This window comes from Achromobacter agilis (assembly GCF_900496965.1).
GTDB lineage: Bacteria > Pseudomonadota > Gammaproteobacteria > Burkholderiales > Burkholderiaceae_B > Achromobacter > Achromobacter agilis.
In genome coordinates this window covers 186,185-202,635 of record NZ_UFQB01000002.1, presented here as the reverse complement: position 1 = coordinate 202,635, position 16,451 = coordinate 186,185, and the positions used below count along the sequence as shown (strand labels likewise).

Annotated in this window: 17 protein-coding genes; 13 read left to right on the top strand and 4 right to left on the bottom strand. The window is 66.8% G+C overall.

Features of this window, described 5'->3' with window-relative positions:
- Nucleotides 1-415 precede the first annotated feature (415 nt).
- The 10 genes from AGI3411_RS03145 (at nt 416) to AGI3411_RS03100 (ending at nt 10,955) form a co-directional block, all read left to right on the top strand.
- Nucleotides 416-1,873: an MFS transporter gene (locus AGI3411_RS03145; protein ID WP_129525961.1), complete on the top strand. Its 1,458-nt coding sequence runs from the start codon at nt 416-418 to the stop codon at nt 1,871-1,873.
- Entirely contained in the window at nt 1,870-3,411 is a 1,542-nt protein-coding gene (locus AGI3411_RS03140; protein WP_129525960.1) for an FGGY family carbohydrate kinase, read from the top strand. Before AGI3411_RS03145 ends, AGI3411_RS03140 begins: the two co-directional genes overlap by 4 nt.
- A complete protein-coding gene (locus AGI3411_RS03135) occupies nt 3,408-5,084 on the top strand; it encodes a glycerol-3-phosphate dehydrogenase/oxidase (protein WP_129525959.1) in 1,677 nt (558 codons plus the stop codon). Before AGI3411_RS03140 ends, AGI3411_RS03135 begins: the two co-directional genes overlap by 4 nt.
- Entirely contained in the window at nt 5,085-6,641 is a 1,557-nt protein-coding gene (locus tag AGI3411_RS03130; RefSeq protein WP_129525958.1) for an FAD-binding oxidoreductase, read from the top strand.
- Between the two features lie 2 nt (nt 6,642-6,643).
- Nucleotides 6,644-7,228 carry a glycerol-3-phosphate responsive antiterminator gene (locus tag AGI3411_RS03125; RefSeq protein WP_129525957.1) on the top strand — a complete coding sequence of 195 codons (585 nt, stop codon included), beginning with the start codon at nt 6,644-6,646 and terminating at the stop codon, nt 7,226-7,228.
- Nucleotides 7,229-7,440: 212 nt separating this feature from the next.
- Nucleotides 7,441-8,148, top strand: coding sequence for an aquaporin Z (gene aqpZ, locus AGI3411_RS03120; RefSeq protein WP_129525956.1), 708 nt, complete (start codon nt 7,441-7,443; stop codon nt 8,146-8,148).
- A gap of 113 nt (nt 8,149-8,261) precedes the next feature.
- On the top strand, nt 8,262-8,951 hold the full coding sequence (locus AGI3411_RS03115; protein ID WP_129525955.1) for an MgtC/SapB family protein: 690 nt from the start codon (nt 8,262-8,264) through the stop codon (nt 8,949-8,951).
- A gap of 77 nt (nt 8,952-9,028) precedes the next feature.
- Entirely contained in the window at nt 9,029-9,592 is a 564-nt protein-coding gene (locus AGI3411_RS03110) for a cytochrome b (RefSeq protein WP_129525954.1), read from the top strand.
- Nucleotides 9,593-9,686: 94 nt separating this feature from the next.
- A complete protein-coding gene (gene kdsA / locus AGI3411_RS03105) occupies nt 9,687-10,544 on the top strand; it encodes a 3-deoxy-8-phosphooctulonate synthase (protein ID WP_129525953.1) in 858 nt (285 codons plus the stop codon).
- A 102-nt stretch (nt 10,545-10,646) separates the two neighbouring features.
- Nucleotides 10,647-10,955, top strand: a complete 309-nt coding sequence (locus AGI3411_RS03100) for a carbohydrate isomerase (RefSeq protein WP_129525952.1) — start codon at nt 10,647-10,649, stop codon at nt 10,953-10,955.
- Nucleotides 10,956-10,973: 18 nt separating this feature from the next.
- Here AGI3411_RS03100 and AGI3411_RS03095 read toward each other — a convergent pair whose 3' ends face one another.
- A complete protein-coding gene (locus AGI3411_RS03095) occupies nt 10,974-11,459 on the bottom strand; it encodes a GNAT family N-acetyltransferase (protein WP_129525951.1) in 486 nt (161 codons plus the stop codon).
- A gap of 172 nt (nt 11,460-11,631) precedes the next feature.
- Between AGI3411_RS03095 and AGI3411_RS03090 the strand changes: the two genes are divergently transcribed.
- Nucleotides 11,632-13,269 (top strand): PqiB family protein, encoded by a 1,638-nt coding sequence (locus AGI3411_RS03090; RefSeq protein WP_129525950.1) that lies wholly within the window; start codon nt 11,632-11,634, stop codon nt 13,267-13,269.
- 9 nt (nt 13,270-13,278) lie between these two features.
- On the opposite strand, the gene AGI3411_RS03085 is transcribed toward AGI3411_RS03090, so the two are convergent.
- Entirely contained in the window at nt 13,279-13,842 is a 564-nt protein-coding gene (locus tag AGI3411_RS03085) for a shikimate kinase (protein WP_244240238.1), read from the bottom strand.
- Between the two features lie 32 nt (nt 13,843-13,874).
- Here AGI3411_RS03085 and AGI3411_RS03080 point away from each other — a divergent pair, with 32 nt between their 5' ends.
- Nucleotides 13,875-14,132, top strand: a complete 258-nt coding sequence (locus AGI3411_RS03080) for a hypothetical protein (protein ID WP_129525949.1) — start codon at nt 13,875-13,877, stop codon at nt 14,130-14,132.
- Nucleotides 14,133-14,153: 21 nt separating this feature from the next.
- On the opposite strand, the gene AGI3411_RS03075 is transcribed toward AGI3411_RS03080, so the two are convergent.
- Nucleotides 14,154-14,462 carry a hypothetical protein gene (locus AGI3411_RS03075; RefSeq protein WP_129525948.1) on the bottom strand — a complete coding sequence of 103 codons (309 nt, stop codon included), beginning with the start codon at nt 14,460-14,462 and terminating at the stop codon, nt 14,154-14,156.
- 100 nt (nt 14,463-14,562) lie between these two features.
- Nucleotides 14,563-15,147, bottom strand: a complete 585-nt coding sequence (locus AGI3411_RS03070; RefSeq protein WP_129525947.1) for a TetR/AcrR family transcriptional regulator — start codon at nt 15,145-15,147, stop codon at nt 14,563-14,565.
- A gap of 95 nt (nt 15,148-15,242) precedes the next feature.
- Here AGI3411_RS03070 and AGI3411_RS03065 point away from each other — a divergent pair, with 95 nt between their 5' ends.
- Entirely contained in the window at nt 15,243-16,433 is a 1,191-nt protein-coding gene (locus AGI3411_RS03065; RefSeq protein WP_129525946.1) for an MFS transporter, read from the top strand.
- The last annotated feature ends 18 nt before the right edge of the window (nt 16,434-16,451 follow it).

Here is a 16,451-nt window from a genome sequence, read left to right as displayed (position 1 = left end):
GGGGAGAAGCGGCGAGGCGGCAGCAAGCGGTGCTGCGTCAGGGATCGACGGCACCCGCTTGTTTTGATGAAGAGGATTCATGTCCTGGACATCAGACATCGCGCGCACTCCTACCGCGGACGCGGCCGCAAGAGCATGCTCGGCCGGCCGGACCAGGCCCCGCGTGGCAGGGCCGTACTGTTCGAATGGCCCGTACTATGCCTGTTTAAATATATATTGCAAGCCGACGGGCGGAACGCGGAGGAACGGGCCCTGCTCCGGAAAGGGCGCTTGGTGTTTTTCCTCCTTGACACCTTCTCCGATAGTCCATAAAGTCACCGCACAGATTTAGATAAAAGACCATCTGTAAGATGGTCTTTTATCGCGTGCACGTTGCGTCGACCTCTTACAGAAATAATTCCAAGAGGAGACAACAGTGCAATCATCGACCGTCAAAATACGTGGCATCGACGATGTCATCGCTTTCATCGACTCACGCCCGGGCATCGTAGGCAGGGCTGGCCTCATCTGGTGGCTGGCGCTGGGTGGATTGTTCCTCGACGCATTCGCGAATTCGGCGCTGAGCGCGGGCCTGGGCCCCATGACGCGCGACCTGGCGCTCACGGCGAAGCAGGTCGCGCTGATGACGTCGTTCGCATCGTGGGTGGCCATCGCCTTCAACCCGATCGGCGGGTGGATGGCGGACCGGTGGGGCCGCATACGGCCGCTGATCATCGCCAAGCTGCTTGCCGTCATCGGCGCGCTGCTCGTGGTGTTCGCGCCGTCGTTTGAAGTCATTCTGGCGGGCCGCTTCTTCGTGGGCGCCGCCTATGGCATCGACTTCGCCATCGCGATGGCGGTGCTGGCCGAGTTCACGCCCGTCAAGCTCAAGAGCCGCCTCAATACTTGGCAAGGCATGTGGTACACGGCCGTTTGCGCGAACCTGCTGCTGGCGCTGCTGTTCTTCTCGTGGGATGTGGGCGATTCGATCTGGCGCTATTCGGTCGCCGCCACCGCCATCTTCGCCGTCGTCATTCTGGTGCTGCAGGTGAGCTACATGGTGGAAAGCCCCATCTGGCTGGCCCGCAAGGAACGCGTGGTGGAAGCCGCTGCGGCGATGACCCGCATCTACGGCCAGACCTTCGCCGCCGCGCCGGTCGAGGAGCGCGTGCCGGTCATGAACCAGGCCAGGCGCGGCCTGGCCAACGTGCTGCTGATCTTCCGCGGCGTGTACCTGCCCCGCACGATACTGGCCGCCACCGTGCAGATCGGCCAGTCGATCCAGTACTTCGCGGTGGGCTGGTATCTGCCCCTGATCAGCGCGGCCCTGTTCGGCAAGGACTTCGTCTACGCGACGATCGGCGCGCTGGTGTTCAACATCTTCGGCATTTTCGGCGGGTTCCTGTCGCCCTTCATCGGACGCAAGCTCGGCCTGCGGCGCGCCTCCGCGTTCGGGTTCGCCGCGGTGTTCCTGATGCTGCTGATCCTGGGAACCTTCCACGGCAAGATGCCGCTGTGGCTGGCCGTCGTGGTGCCGTCGCTGTTCATCCTGTTCCATTCGGGCGGCCCTGGCGCCAATGGCAAGAGCCTGTCGTCGCTGTCGTTCCGCGGAGAGCTGCGGGCCGGCGCGAACGGCATCATCGGCGCGCTGGGCTCCATCGGCGCGGCGGTCGGGTTGCTGGTCTTTCCGATTTTCCGGGAGAGCTACGGCCTGGAAAAGACGTTCCTGATCCTGTCGATCGTTCCCCTGGTGGCGAGCATCATTTGCTTCGTCATCAAGTGGGATCCGACACGCACCACGATCAACCCGGATACCGAGGCCGACGCTCCGCAATTCAAGGACGATGCGGCGCCGTCCACCCTGGATCCCGCTATCGGAAAAGCCGCGCGATGACGACCAACAAAGTGATTCTGGCCATAGACGAAGGCACGTCCGGCACCCGCGCGGCCACCGTGTCGGCCGACGGCCATGTGTCGTGCCTGGAATATTTGGCGCTGCAGGTGCAGACGCCCCGGCCGGGCGTGGTCGAGCAGGACGCCAACGTCATCCTGGAGAAGACGATCGAGGTGTGCCGCAGCGCGATCGCCCAGGCGCGGGGGCAGGGGCAGGAGATCGCCGCGCTGGCGATCGCCACGCAGCGCGCGACCGCCGTGTTGTGGGATACGCAGAGCGGCCGGGCGTTGGTGCCGGCCATGGTGTGGCAGGACACGCGCTATGTGGACGAACTGGACGAACTGGCGCCGCAATGGGACCAGCGCTTGCTGGCGCACGTGGGGCGTCCCGTCGGCGTGCGCTCGCTCTATCTCTGGGCCGCGCACCACATCAGGGAGACGCCGCAGGTGGCCGATGCCTGGCGCGAGCGGCGCCTGGCGTTCGGCACCGTTGACAGCTGGCTGCTGTGGCATTTCTCGCAGCGGCGCGAATGCGTGACCACACCCACCAACGCCACGTCCGCCGGCGCCTACGTGCTGGCCGGGCACCGTTACCACCTGGACTGGCTCGCCACGCTGGGCTTTCCGGTCGAGCTGTTGCCGGGCTTGCGCCAGGACGCCGACGATTTCGGGCGTACGCGCATGGAGGTGCTCGGCATCGACGTGCCGATACTGGCGTCGGCGGGCGACCAGCATGCGGGCGCGGTGGGGCTGGGCTGCCTGGATAGGGGCCAGGCCATGTGCGTGCATGGCACGGGCAGCTTCGTGGACTTGATCATCGGTCCGGAACCGCCGGTGAACGACGGCCTGTTCGAAGGATCGCTGACGATGACGGCGCGCCGCCAGGACGGCGTTTCCCACTTCGCCGTCGAGACTTTCGTCGCGACGACCGGCTCGGCCCTGAACTGGGTCTGCGAAAAACTGAAGTGGTTCAAGGATGCGCGGGAAATCAGCGCCCTGGCGGCCACCGTCGATTCGTCGCGGGGCGTGACCTTCGTGCCGGCCCTGACGGGCCTGCGCGTTCCCAGGATGGAGGCGGCGGCGCGCGCCTCGCTGACGGGCGTCTCGATGGCCACCACGCAGGCCGAAGTGGCCTACGCCATTCTGGAAGGCATCGCGCACTCGGTCGCCAGCTGCATCGAGGCCGACGAAGCGGTATCGGGGGTGCGCGTATGCGAACTGGTCGTGGGAGGAGGGCTGTCCGGCAGCGATGCGCTGTTGCAGATCCAGGCGGATCTGATCGGCATTCCCATCCGCCGCATGCAGGAGGCCGACCGCGCCAGCCTGCGCGGCGCGGCGTTCCTGGCCGGGTCGTCCGGCCTGCTGTGGGAGTCGCTGCAGGAGGCGCGCAAGACGACGGTGACCGACGCGGTGTTCCAGCCGTTGCTGGATGAGGGTGAACGGGTGCGGCGGCGCGGGCTGTGGCATTCGCGGGTCGCGTCGGAGCTGGAGCACGCAGGGCAATTCAAGCGGGACAAAGAGGAGGTCTTGGAAAAATGATCGGGTGGCTATCCAGAAAGCCCAGGAAGGACCGGGCTGAAATGACCCGCACCGAACCATTGCGCCTGAATCGGCAGGAACAGCTGGACCGGTTGGAATCCGAATATTTCGACATCATCATCGTCGGGGGCGGCATCACCGGCGTCTACGCGGCCTTGGACGCGAGCCTGCGAGGCTATCGCGCCGCCGTCATCGAGAAGGACGATTTCGCCTCCGGCACGTCCTCCAAATCCTCGAAGATGGTGCACGGCGGCTTGCGCTATATCGAGCAAGGAAATCTCGGCCTGGTGCGCCATTCGCTGCACGAACGCCAGCGGCTGCGGCGCAATGCCCGCCATCTTGTGCAGCGGCTGCCGTTTCTCTTTCCGATCCTGGAAAAGGACGGCGTGTTCGACAAGCGCCTGTCCAAGGCCTTTGAAAGCCTGCTCTGGACGTACGACATGGCGGGCGGCTGGCGCGAGGGCATCCTGCACCAGAAGCTGACGCCGGCCGAGGTGCTCTCGCACTGCCCGACCTTCAAGGAGGAAGGGCTGCTTGGCGGCTTCCTGTATTTCGATGCGCGGGTGGACGATGCGCGCCTGACGTTGGCCGTCGCGCGCACCGCCGCCTTTCACGGGGCCGCCGTCGTCAACCATGCCAAGGCCGTCGAGATCACGCGCAACGGCCAGGGCAAGGTCGATGGCGTCATCGTCCAGGCCGGCCAGCGGGAGATACGCGCGCGCGCCGGGGTGGTCGTCATGGCGACGGGCGTCTGGTTGCGCGATTGGAGCGGCGCAAAGCAGGGCGATGCGTCAGCGCTGAATGTCCGGCCGGCCAAGGGGGTGCACGTGGCCGTGCCCTGGCTGAAGGTGCGCAACGATTGCACCGTGACCATCCCGGTTCCCGGCCGCAGCCGCCGCGCCACGATCACGCGCTGGGGCGATCTGTCGTATCTGGGCACCACGGATGAAGACTACGAGGGCGATCTCGACGACGTGTACTGCACGCGGCGCGAGCTGGATTTCCTGCTCGAAGGGGCCCGGTCGGCATTGAAGGTCGACCTGCGCGCCGAGGACGCCGTGGGCAGCATCGCGGGCTGCCGCCCGCTGGTCGCGCCCCCAGGGGGGAAGACGCTGGAGATCAAGCGCAACCACGTCATCCGTGTGGCGGACGACGGCCTGGTCACGGTGGTCGGCGGCAAGCTCACGACATCGCGCCACATGGCCGAGCAGACGATCGACGCCGCGCAGCGGGTCATCGGCAAGATCGGAAAGTGCCAGACGCCGCGCGCCTATCTGCTGGGCGCGGCGGGCTACGACCCGCAGGCCATCGTGGCCTCGGGCGGCCTGTCCGCCCATCTGGGCGAGCGCTACGGCACCGAGGCGCGCTTCGTCAGCGACATCCTGGAACAGGCGCCAGCGCTGCTCAAGCCGATCGTCGAGGGCTTGCCCTACACCGAGGCCGAGGTCGTCTATGCGGCGCGGCATGAGCTGGCCGGCACTGTCGAAGACGTGCTGTCGCGCCGCACGCGGGCGCGCCTGATGGCGCGCGATGCCTCGGCCCGCGCCGCCGCGCGGGTCGGCCAGATATTGCAGGCAGAGCTCGGCTTGCCGGAAAGCGTTATCGCGCGGCAGGTGAACGACTACCTCGCCGCCATCAAGCACGAAAAATCCATACTCATGGGAGACCAGTAAATGATCAGTAAAGAAGCCATCAAGCGCGGCTACAACCGCGGCAAGTACGTCGTCGGCGCGCACACCCCGCCGGCCTATGCGGCAACGCTGGCGCAGACGGGAACGGAGCCCGGCCTGCAGCGCGATCCGGTGCGCGTGTCCGCCGAGCTCGTGGAGGCTTTGCGGGGCGTGTCGGACGACGTGCTGACCGCTACCGCCGATGTCGTCGCCTGGACCCGCGACTGGTGGGCGGGCTCGATGATGACGGAGACCGCCGGCAAGCCGGCGACGCCGCACGCGGCCATCGTCAGGGTATCCACGGTCGAGCAGGTCCAGGCGGTGATGCGCATCGCGAATGCGGCCGCCATGCCCGTGACCGTGTCGGCGGGCCGCAGCAACGTGACGGGCGCTGCGCTGCCGGTGCGCGGCGGCATCGTGCTCGACGTCTGCGAGCTGAACCGGCTGGTCGGCGTGGACCGGGAAAGCCAGATCGTGGAAGTCGAGGCCGGCATGTTCGGCGATGTGTTCGAGCAGACCATCCAGGGCGAGTACGGCCTGACGATGGGGCACTGGCCGTCGTCGTTCGGCATCAGCACGGTGGGCGGCTGGGTCGCCTGCCGCGGCGCCGGGCAGCTGTCGACCCGCTACGGCAAGATCGAAGACATGGTGTTCGGCATGGACGTGGTGTTGGCCGACGGCAGCCTGATCACCGTGGGAGGCTACTCGCGCGCGGCGCTGGGATCCGACCTGCAGCAGGTGTTCATCGGTTCGGAAGGCACGCTGGGCGTCATCGTGCGCGTCCGCTTCAAACTGCATCGCCTGCCGGACTACGGCCGCGCGATCGCTTATGGCTTCAAGACGTTCGCCATCGGCCTGGAGGCCTGCCGCGAAATTATGCAGCGCGGCGCGAATCCGGCGGCGCTGCGCCTGTACGACGAACTGGAAAGCGGCGTGCAGTTCAACCGGCCGGATCTCAACGTGCTGCTGGTGGCCGACGAGGGCGCGCGCCAGATCGTGGACGCCGTCATGGCGATCAGCGAAGGCGTGTGCGAGGAAATGGGCGAAAAGCTCGATGGCGCGGCGGTTTTCGAACGCTGGCTCGACACCCGCTACCTCACGGGCAAAAGCGCTGAGGGGTTCAAGCGCAGCCCGGGCTTTGTCGCGGATACGCTGGAGATGTCGGGACGCTGGAGCGATCTGCCGGAGATCTACGCCGAGGTGGTGAACGCCATCAACGCGGTCCCTGGCACCCTGGCCGGCTCGGCGCACCAGTCGCATGCCTACGTCGATGGCGCCTGCCTGTATTTTTCCCTGCGCGGCGAAGTGGAAGTGGAGATGCGCGCCAAGTGGTACCGCCAGGCGTGGGATGCCGCCAATGCCGTGCTGATTAAATACAATGCGGCGCTCAGCCATCATCACGGCGTGGGCCTGCTGCGCGCGCCGTACATGGAGGCGTCGCTGGGCAGCGGCTTCCAGGTGCTGCGCGCGATCAAGCGCACGCTGGACCCGCAGAACATCCTCAACCCAGGAAAGCTCGGCCTGAGCGACGAGCTCTTCTACGACCAGGGCAAGCGATAACCATGGACAGATCATTCGGGGCATGCCTGGCGCGCCATCCGGTCATAGCGACGTTGTACGGGGTTGAGCAGATCAACACCTTCGTGGGCAGCGTCGCCGAGATCGCCATCGTCGCCAATGTGGAACTGCGCAAGCTTGCGCCGGTGATCTCCGCGCTGAACCGGGCGGGGAAGTACGTCATCGTCAATATCGACAGCTGCGAAGGCCTGTCGCAGGACAAGGGCGGCGTCGAGTACCTGGCCGATATCGGCGTGGCGAGCCTGGTTTCCACGCGGGTGGCGACCATCCAGCGGGCCAACCGGGCGGGCATGGTGACGATGCAGAAGGTGTTCGTGACGGATCGTTCGACCTGGCCCCGCAGCGTGAAAGCCCTGGAGCAGAGCGATCCCAACCTGGTGCAGCTGATGCCCGCGCCGATGCTCTCGCATATGGCCTCGCAGGACCTGAAGGCGCTTCCGCCCATCGTCGCATCGGGGTTCGTCTGCAATGAGGGGGACGTCGGCCGCGCTATGCAGCACGGCGCGGTGGGGGTGTCCACCAGCGACCATGCCTTGTGGAGCCTGGACCCGAAACTGCTCAAGCATTGAGCGCCGTCCCCGGGTATGCTATTGGAGCGTTGCGTACCCGGGTACGGTTAATCCGTCCGGACGATGCCCGAGCCGGCCCCGCGACGTTACCTTGCTTGAGGCAGGGATGCCGGTGCTTGGCTGCGTACAAGAAATGTCAAAATTTGCATTGCTTTAATGTTGCCGTTCCCGCCTCGCGATACCGTTGGGTTTTCGTTTTTTGGGGAGAGGAAATGTATTCGCTATCGAAGCGTTGCGGCGCGGAGTTCTTTGGCACATTCTGGCTGGTACTGGGCGGTTGCGGCGCCGCGGTGCTGGCGGCGGGCTTCCCGGAACTGGGCATCGGCTTTGCCGGCGTGGCGCTGGCGTTCGGCCTGACGGTGCTGACCATGGCGTTCGCGGTAGGCCATATCTCGGGCGGCCATTTCAATCCGGCGGTCACGGTCGGGTTGGTGGCGGGCGGCCGTTTCCCCGCCAAGGAAATCGCGCCTTATGTCATCGCGCAGGTGCTGGGCGCCATCGCGGCGGCCGCGGTGCTGGCGTGCATTGCCAGCGGCAAGCTGGGGTTCGATCTCAAGGCCAGCCACTTCGCGGCCAACGGCTACGGCGAGTATTCGCCCGGCAAGTACTCGATGGTGTCCGCGCTGGTGACGGAAATCGTCATGACCGCAGGTTTCCTGTTCGTGATCCTGGGCGCCACCAGCAAGCGCGCGCCCGCCGGATTCGCGGCGATTCCGATCGGCCTGGCCCTCACGCTCATCCATTTGATCAGCATCCCGGTCACGAACACGTCGGTCAATCCGGCCCGTTCCACCGCGCCCGCGCTGTTCGTGGGCGGCTGGGCGGTGGAGCAACTGTGGCTGTTCTGGGTTGCGCCCATCGCTGGCGCGATCATCGGCGCCATCGCCTACCGCCTGGTAAGCGATTCCACGAAGGAATAGGGCAGGGCCGGGGGCTCCAGGAGAGGGGCGGGCGATAATAGGGTCAGGCCGGTTTCGCCGGCGGCGGCCCTGCCGTGCCCTTCCTGGAATAACAAGAATCGCCAATCGCCCCCATGAGTGACTTTTCCATCGCTATCCATCTCGCGCTCGCCATGCTGCTCGGCGCCGCTGTCGGCCTCGAACGCCAGTGGCGGCAGAATTACGCGGGCGTCGTCACGCACGCACTGGTCGCCCTGGGGGCGGCCGCCTACACTGCCTTGCCTGCGCTGCTGGATGCCAGCAACGACATGCGCCTGGGCAGCCAGGTCGTGACGGGCATCGGGTTCCTGGGCGCCGGCCTGATCATGCGGGACGGGCTGACCATCCGGGGCCTCAGCGCCGCCGCCACCATCTGGGCCACCGGCGCGGTCGGTGTGCTGGCAGGCTACGGGTTCTTGGCCGAAGCCGGCGCGGTCACCGCTCTGATCCTGGTGACCAACGTGCTGTTGCGGGGCGGGGCCAGGCTGGTGGACCGTTACGTGCCCGAAGCGGAAACGGAAGAGCGCTACTACAACATCGCCCTGACCTGCGCATCGGCGGACGAAGCCCTGATGCGGGCGGAGCTGTTGAACGCCCTGGGCAGGCATAGCCTGCGCCTGCGCGGCGTGGAAAGCCAGCAGCGCGACGGCGGCCGCTCGGAGGTGACCGCGGTGGTCTATTCCATGCGCCAGGAAGACGAGCGGGTGGAAAAGCTGGTGGGCAGCCTGAGCCTGCTGCCCCAGACGTTTTCGGCGAGCTGGACGTCCGATACCGGCAACGCCTGATTCCGGGCGCAATCAGGACGCCGTAAGTCTGATCTCAATACGCTTGCAGACCGTATTCCAGACCACGAGCGTAGCCTGTGATCCAATCCTCCTCCGCCGCAGCGCCGGCCGATCTTGCGCACTATGACCGGGCATCCATCGTCTTTCATTGGCTGACTGCCGTGCTGGTGGTGGGCCTGTTCGTCCTGGCCGAGGTTTGGAGCTTCCTGCCGCGCGGGACGTCCACGCGGCGCCTGCTGCAGTCACTGCATATTTCGTTCGGGCTGACCTTCGCCGCGGTGTTCGTGCTGCGCGCGGCATGGCGCCTGACCGCCGGCCGGCGCTTGCCGCCGGCCGCGGCCGGCTGGTTGCGCGTCGCCAGCACCGGCATGCACGGGCTGCTCTATGCGCTGATGGCGGCGCAGATCGTGCTGGGCTTTCTGTTCCGCTGGGCTCAGGGTGAGCCGTTCGCTTTTTTCGGCCTGTTCGACGTGCCCACGCTGATCCCCATCGACCGGGAGCAGCGCCACTTCATCGGCGGGCTGCACAATACCGTGGCGTGGACGATCATCGTCCTGGCGCTCCTGCATGCGCTGGCGGGGCTGTTCCACCACTACTTCCTGCGCGACGGCGTGCTGCGCCGCATGCTTTCGGGCCGCTGAGCCGGCCGGATGACCCCGGGGGCGTGATGGGCGGGCGGGGCAGGTTGTACATTACGCACTATCACCCGCTTCATTTCTACAGGATTCACCCGTCATGACCGCCCCAGAAGTCGTTATTTCCCCCTCGATCAGCTGCGCGAACGATCGGCCCTTCGTGCTGTTCGGCGGCATCAATGTGCTGGAATCGCGGGATCTGGCCCTGCGCGCCTGCGAGGAATACCAGCGCGTGACGAGCAAGCTGGGCATTCCCTACGTGTTCAAGGCGTCCTTCGACAAGGCCAACCGCTCCTCCATCCACTCCTACCGCGGCCCGGGGCTGGAAGAGGGCATGAGGATCTTCGAAGAGGTCAAGAAGACCTTCGGCGTGCCGGTCATCACCGATGTACACGAGCCCTGGCAGGCCGCGCCGGTGGCCGAGGTCGCCGACATCCTGCAGCTGCCTGCCTTCCTCGCCCGCCAGACGGACCTGGTGGTCGCGCTGGCGAAGACGCAGCGCGTGGTCAATATCAAGAAGCCCCAGTTCCTCAGCCCGACCCAGGTGCTGAACATCGTCGAGAAGTTCACCGAGGCCGGCAACGACAAGCTGATCCTCTGCGACCGCGGCACCTGCTTCGGCTACGACAACCTGGTCGTCGACATGCTCGGCTTCGGCGTGATGAAGAAGGTGTCCGGCAATCGCCCGCTGATTTTCGACGTGACGCATGCCTTGCAGCAGCGCTCGGCGCTGGATGCCGCGTCGGGCGGCCGCCGCGAGCAGGTGGCCGAACTGGCGCGCGCCGGCATGGCGGTGGGGCTGGCAGGCCTGTTCCTGGAAGCCCACCCCGATCCCAAGAACGCGAAGTGCGACGGTCCCAGCGCCTTGCCGCTGGACAAGCTGGAGCCCTTCCTGGCCCAGCTGAAGCGGCTGGACGATCTGGTGAAGTCCTTTGCCCCCATCGATATCGAACCCTGATTCCGGCGGTCATAACGGCTGCGCAAAGTTGTTATACGATCCAGGCCTGGGGTCCCGCGGGAGGCAAAGGCGCCTCGCACAGATCCATCATCGGGGAGCTGGATGTCTTTGTACGTAATCGTCGCCGTTCGAAAAGAGCCCGTCAGCGGGCATGTGGCCTATGTGCGCTGGGGGCAGGCCGAGCGCGGCGTGCCCGGCTGGGTCACCGAGCCGGTAACGGCGGCGGCGTCCGAGGTCATCGAACTCATCAAGGACGGGGTCGAGGTCGAAACCGCCATCAGCCTGGACGGCATGAGCGTGGCGTCGCGTCCGGTGCGGGTCCTGGTGGACGATGACGGGCGCGAACACCTCGCGTCCGTGCCCGTCCCCAGTTCAACCCTGCATACGCTGTTCGACCTGCCGGAGTTCTGACCCGGCGCGGGCTGGCCGTCAGCGCCGGCCCTGCGCGAAGTTCTGCAAGGCGTCTCCAGCGAGGCGATAGCGCACCCACTCATCCTGCGCAAGCGCCCCGATCGACTTGTAGAAGTCGATGGCGGGCGTGTTCCAGTCCAGCACGCTCCATTCCAGCCGTCCGCAACCGTTGGCCACCGCTTCCTGCGCCAGGTGGCGCAGCAGGTCGCGTCCGGCGCCGATGCCGCGATGCTCCGGCGTGATGTACAGGTCTTCCAGATAGATACCGTTCTTGCCGAGCCAGGTCGAATAGCTGTAGAAATAGACGGCATAGCCGATGGCCTTGCCGTCCAGCAGGCACATCAGCGCCCGGGCGGGCGCGCCTTGCGCGAACAGGGTGCGCTCGACGTCGCCGGCGCTGGCGATCACCTCATGGGCGGCGCGCTCGTACACGGCAAGCTCGGTGATGAAGGCATGGATCTGGGCCGCATCCGAAGGCGCGGCGGGGCGGATTTCGATAGTCACGGGTATTTCCTGCTTTTTGGGATGCATATCCTACCTGTGAACGCCCGGCCTTGCCGGGCGTCCCGCGCGGCGACATCGGGAATTCCCTTACTTGCGCGCCGGGCGGGGGGGCGCGATTCTTGGGCAGGATCTTGCCCTCGCGTCTGGATGGATACAACAGAGGACGTCCTCTATGCCTGAGCCTGGCTCTGCCTCCGCCCATGCGCCCGCCGCAAGGCATAAGGGGCGCCGTCTGTCGTGGATTTGGCTGGTGCCGATCATTGCGGCCGTAGGCGGCTTGTTCCTGGTGGTGCGCGTCTGGATGGAGGCGGGCCCCACGGCCACCATCAGTTTCCAGACCGCCGAAGGGCTGGAGGCCGGCAAGACGCAAGTGCGCTACAAGGAGGTCAACGTCGGCCTCGTCGAGCGTGTGGCCCTCAATCCCGACCGCACCGGCGTCATCGTGACGATCCGCGTCGACAAGGACGCGAGCAGCCTGCTGCAGGACGGCACCCGGTTCTGGGTGGTGCGGCCCCGGCTGACCCTGAGCGGCGTGTCCGGCCTGGGCACCTTGCTGTCCGGGGCCTACGTCGGCGTGGATCCGGTCAGCCCGAACGGCAAGGAAGGCGCGCGCCCCGCCGCCAAGTCCGCCTTCGTCGGCCTGGAGATCCCCCCCGAAGTCACGCAGGACCGCGCGGGCAAGCGCTTTACGCTGAAGGCCCGCGACCTGGGGTCGCTGGACGTCGGATCGCCCGTGTATTACCGGCGCATTCCGGTGGGGCAGGTGGTGGGCTACCACCTGGACAGCACCGGCCAGGGTGTCGACGTGCAGGTTTTCATCGATGCGCCCAATGATGCCTACGTCAATGGCGGCTCGCGGTTCTGGAACGCCAGCGGCGTGGACTTCAGTGTCGACGCGCGTGGTCTTCAGATGCGCTCGCAATCCCTCCTGTCGGTGATCGTGGGGGGCGTCGCGTTCGACACGGTCGAGCAACGCGAGCGCGTGAGCGCCAAGGCCGATGCGGAGTTCGTCATCTTCCCGTCCGAGAGCGCGGCCCGGGCGCAGCCGGATGGGGTGCCGTTGCACATCCGCATGCGCTTCGACCAATCGGTCCGCGGCCTGGTGGTCGGAGCGCCTATCGACAGCTACGGCGCCACCATCGGACAGGTGGATTCCATCGGGCTGGAGCTGGACCGGACGACCAACCAGTTCTACGCCGTGGTGGGGGCGACGCTGTATCTCGAGCGCCTGGGGGCGAAGACGATGGGCGAGATCAAGGAGTACTCGGGGTCTTCACTGGAACACCCGAGCGGAAAACTGCTGTCGGCGATGATCGAGCATGGCCTGCGGGCGCAGTTGCGCATCGGCAATCTGCTGACCGGGCAGTTGTATGTCGCCATGGCGGTATTCCCGGACGCCAAGCCGGTGTCGTTCAAGATGGAAAACACGCCGACGATCCCGACGGTGCCCAACAACCTCGACCAGTTGCAGCATCAGGTCAACAGTATCCTAGTCAAGCTGGACAGAGTGCCGTTCGATGCGCTGGGCGCAGAGCTGAGCAATCTGTTGCGCGGCACCGCCAGTCTGGTGAAGCGCCTGGATACCCGGCTGGCGCCGGAGGCGCAGGCCATGCTGAAGCAGGCCAGCAAGTCGCTCGCCGCGATCGGCGGCGTGCTCAGCCCCGATGCAGACCTGCCGGCAAGCGCGGGCTCGGCCGTGCAGGAACTGGCGCGCGCCGCCAGGTCGTTGCGGGAGCTGGCGGATTATTTGCAGGCCTATCCCGACGCGCTGCTGCGCGGGCGCGCGCCGGACGGCCAGGCGCCGCGCTAGCCGCCGCGCTTAGCCGGCGGCGAGCCAGCGGGCGATCTCGCGCGCGCTGGACGCCGGATCGCTGCGCGACGTGTCCAGCACCCAATCGCTGAAAGGACGCGAAGCGTAGCCTTCGCGGTACATCTGTACAACGCGTTGACGTTCCCATTCCGTCAATGTGCGTCCGCCTCTGTCGGATTGGGCGGCCGCGAGCGTGGGAGCAAGCGTAATGACGCGCAAGCGGGCGCTGCGCCGCTCGCAGGCGGCCAGGATTCGTTCGTAGCCCTCTTGGTCCAAGGGGTAAGCGACGACCAGGTAGGAATCCCGCGCTGCGCCGATCAGGCGAGTGATGCGAGCAAGCGCCAGCTCCCACTGTTCGGTATGCGGCAGGTGGCTGGGCGCATCGTGGTCATCGCCATCGATGAACCGCGCGGCCGGCAGCAGGGCCGCCAGCGCGGCGCCGACGGTGGATTTCCCGCTGTTGATCGGACCGTTGAGGTGGATGACATTCAATGCAGGGGGGGAAATGGGAAACTCCTTGGCTGGGGCCGGGAACGGCGCTTGCTGCTGGGCGCCGTGAACGCCGTCGCTCATGGCAAGGGCGAGGCGCCCGAGAGGGACAGAGCATGGATCATAGTGAAATGATGGCGCGCATGATCACACAGCCCGTCGCGCCGGGCAGATTTGACCACTGGGATGGCATTCTTTCCGCCTATGCGGACTGCCTGATTCAGGTGCAGGCCAAGCTGACGGATGCGGATATCAAGCGCTTCCTGGACGTGGGGGCGCTGGTGTTCCGCAGCTGCTGCCAGGAAGAGGCGCGGCGGCGATGGACCGCCGAGGAAATGGCGTTGTACCAGCACAAACGCCGGTTCGAAGCATAGGGCGCCGCGCAGCCGCGCGCTTCAGAACAGGCAGTGGCGCAGGGCGAACTTGCGCCCGAAAGCGCGGACCTCGTCGCCCTCCACCGAGGCCGTCACGTCCCAGCGGTCGCCGCGGGTGACTAGTATCGACCGGCTTGAAAAGACATGGCGCAGCGCAAAGCGCCAGAACTCGGCCTCGGAGCCCACCGGTTCGAGGTCGTGCGGGCCGATGAGGAGCCGCGCAGGGCGGGGCGTTGCGCCGAGAGACCATCGCAGGGCGACCGTAAGAAACGCGAAACGCGCCGAGAACGACGATGGCTGGACGCACAGCACGCGGATTCTGTTGTTCATGGCCGGACCCTCTCCAGGTAGGGCCAGCGTAGCAAATGTGTCCGGACGCTTCCATACCGCCTTTGGCGGATTCGGGCCCGCGCCGCCGGGCAGCAACCGCTCAGCCCCGCCGCAAGCCCCGCAGCATCAAGTCCAGCGCCTGCAGCGCCTGGGGCAGCCGCGCTTCGTCCGCGGGATCCTCCGCGATCCAGAAGGCGCTTTCGGACAGGCTGCCGTTGACCAGCCGGGCAAGCGCTTCCGGCGCTGCGGCTTCGATCGCGTTTTCGTCCATCATCCGCTGCAGCAGCGCGCCCAGCGATGCCAGGCACTGCTGCTGGGCGGCGTCCGGGGCAGGGCCCAGCACGGCCCGGGCGTCCTGCAGCACGATGCGCCGGATCTCGGGCTCGGCCGCCATCTGGAGGTAGGCGCGGCACCGTTCCCGGAATGCCGTCCAGGCGTCGGGCGCCCGCGCCGAAATCGCGTCCAGCCGCTCGTCCATTTCGCCGTCGATCTGTTCGACGACCGCGGCCAGCAAGCCTTGCTTGCCGCCGAAATGGTGGTACAGGGCGCCCCGGGTCAAGCCGGCGGCCGCCGTGAAATCGTCCATGGACGTCGCCGCGTAGCCCGCTTGCCGGAAGGCCCGCCGCGCCGCGGCCAGCAGTTTTGCGCGGGTGGCTTCGATCATCTCGGCGCGGGAGCGGGACATGGCGTCCTCCTGTGAGGCATACGAGGCGTAGGTAAATTGACATACGCAATGTATGTGAATACGATCTCGTTGTCTACACGATCCAAAGGTTTCCGGTGTCCAATCCGTATCGCGAGCTGTTCAGGGCGCCTGGCGCTATCGGCTTCGTGCTGGCCGGCGCGGTCGCGCGCCTGCCCCTGCCCATGATCGGTATCGGCATCATCACGATGCTGTCGGCGGTGCGCGGCGCCTATGCCCTGGCAGGCGCCGTCGCGGCAACCTTCGCGCTGGCCACGGCCCTGCTGGCGCCGCGCATTTCGCGCCTGGTCGACCGGCACGGCCAGGGCAGGGTACTGCCGGTGGCGGCGGGTTTGTGCGTCCTGGGGCTCGCCGGCCTGGCCGCCTGCGTGCGGTGGCAGGCGCCGGACTGGGCCTTGTTCGTTTGCGCCGCGCTGGCGGGCTGCCTGCCCAGCATGCCCGCAATGATTCGCGCACGGTGGACAGAGATCTTCCGCGACCAGCCGCAACTGCGTACGGCCTATGCACTGGAGTCGGTGGCGGACGAACTCAGTTTTATCGTCGGGCCGCCGCTCTCCGTAGGCCTGAGCGTCCTGTTTTTTCCCGAGGCCGGCCCGCTGACGGCCGCGCTGCTGCTGGCGGCCGGCGTCACCGCCTTCGTCCTGCAGCGGGCTACAGAGCCCGCGGTGCTGGCCCGCCGGCAGGGGCGCGAGGCATCGGTGTTGCGCATGCCCCTCATGCGGTCGCTGTTGACGATGATGGCGGCGATGGGCGTGATCGTGGGCACCATCGACGTCCTGAGCGTCGCCTTCGCCCGGCAGCAGGAGATGCCGGCCGGCGCCAGCCTCGTGCTGTCCGCATACGCCCTGGGCTCCTGCGTGGCCGGTCTGGCGTTCGGCGTCCTCAAATTCCAGATGCCGCTGGCGCGCCTGCTCGCGGTGGCGGCCGGCGTGACGGCGTTCACGACGATTCCCCTGCTGTTGGTGAACGATCTGCTGGGCCTGTCGCTGGGCGTGTTGCTGGCCGGCCTGTCGCTTGCGCCGACGATGATTATCGCGATGGCGCTGGTGGAGAGCAATGTCCCGGACCATCGCCTGACCGAAGGGTTGACGTGGCTGGTCACGGGCCTGGGCGCCGGCGTGGCGGCGGGGGCGGCGCTGGCCGGCTGGGTGGTCGACCACCACGGCGTGCAGGCGGGGTTCTGGACGGCCGTGGGCGCGGGGGCGGTCGTGCTGCTGGCCGCCTTGCCGGCGGCGCGCCGTCCCTGCGCCGGGCGCGTCGGCGCTTGACGGGGCGCGGATAGAATG

What these genes read in the sequence shown, in the direction of transcription:
- AGI3411_RS03080 (WP_129525949.1), top strand. Translation starts at nt 13,875, where the DNA reads ATGGATCATAGTGAAATGATGGCGCGCATGATCACACAGCCCGTCGCG.
- AGI3411_RS03135 (WP_129525959.1), top strand. Translation starts at nt 3,408, where the DNA reads ATGATCGGGTGGCTATCCAGAAAGCCCAGGAAGGACCGGGCTGAAATG.
- kdsA (WP_129525953.1), top strand. Translation starts at nt 9,687, where the DNA reads ATGACCGCCCCAGAAGTCGTTATTTCCCCCTCGATCAGCTGCGCGAAC.
- AGI3411_RS03130 (WP_129525958.1), top strand. Translation starts at nt 5,085, where the DNA reads ATGATCAGTAAAGAAGCCATCAAGCGCGGCTACAACCGCGGCAAGTAC.
- AGI3411_RS03100 (WP_129525952.1), top strand. Translation starts at nt 10,647, where the DNA reads ATGTCTTTGTACGTAATCGTCGCCGTTCGAAAAGAGCCCGTCAGCGGG.
- AGI3411_RS03070 (WP_129525947.1), bottom strand. Translation starts at nt 15,147, where the DNA reads ATGTCCCGCTCCCGCGCCGAGATGATCGAAGCCACCCGCGCAAAACTG.
- aqpZ (WP_129525956.1), top strand. Translation starts at nt 7,441, where the DNA reads ATGTATTCGCTATCGAAGCGTTGCGGCGCGGAGTTCTTTGGCACATTC.
- AGI3411_RS03125 (WP_129525957.1), top strand. Translation starts at nt 6,644, where the DNA reads ATGGACAGATCATTCGGGGCATGCCTGGCGCGCCATCCGGTCATAGCG.
- AGI3411_RS03075 (WP_129525948.1), bottom strand. Translation starts at nt 14,462, where the DNA reads ATGAACAACAGAATCCGCGTGCTGTGCGTCCAGCCATCGTCGTTCTCG.
- AGI3411_RS03085 (WP_244240238.1), bottom strand. Translation starts at nt 13,842, where the DNA reads ATGAGCGACGGCGTTCACGGCGCCCAGCAGCAAGCGCCGTTCCCGGCC.
- AGI3411_RS03140 (WP_129525960.1), top strand. Translation starts at nt 1,870, where the DNA reads ATGACGACCAACAAAGTGATTCTGGCCATAGACGAAGGCACGTCCGGC.
- AGI3411_RS03115 (WP_129525955.1), top strand. Translation starts at nt 8,262, where the DNA reads ATGAGTGACTTTTCCATCGCTATCCATCTCGCGCTCGCCATGCTGCTC.
- AGI3411_RS03090 (WP_129525950.1), top strand. Translation starts at nt 11,632, where the DNA reads ATGCCTGAGCCTGGCTCTGCCTCCGCCCATGCGCCCGCCGCAAGGCAT.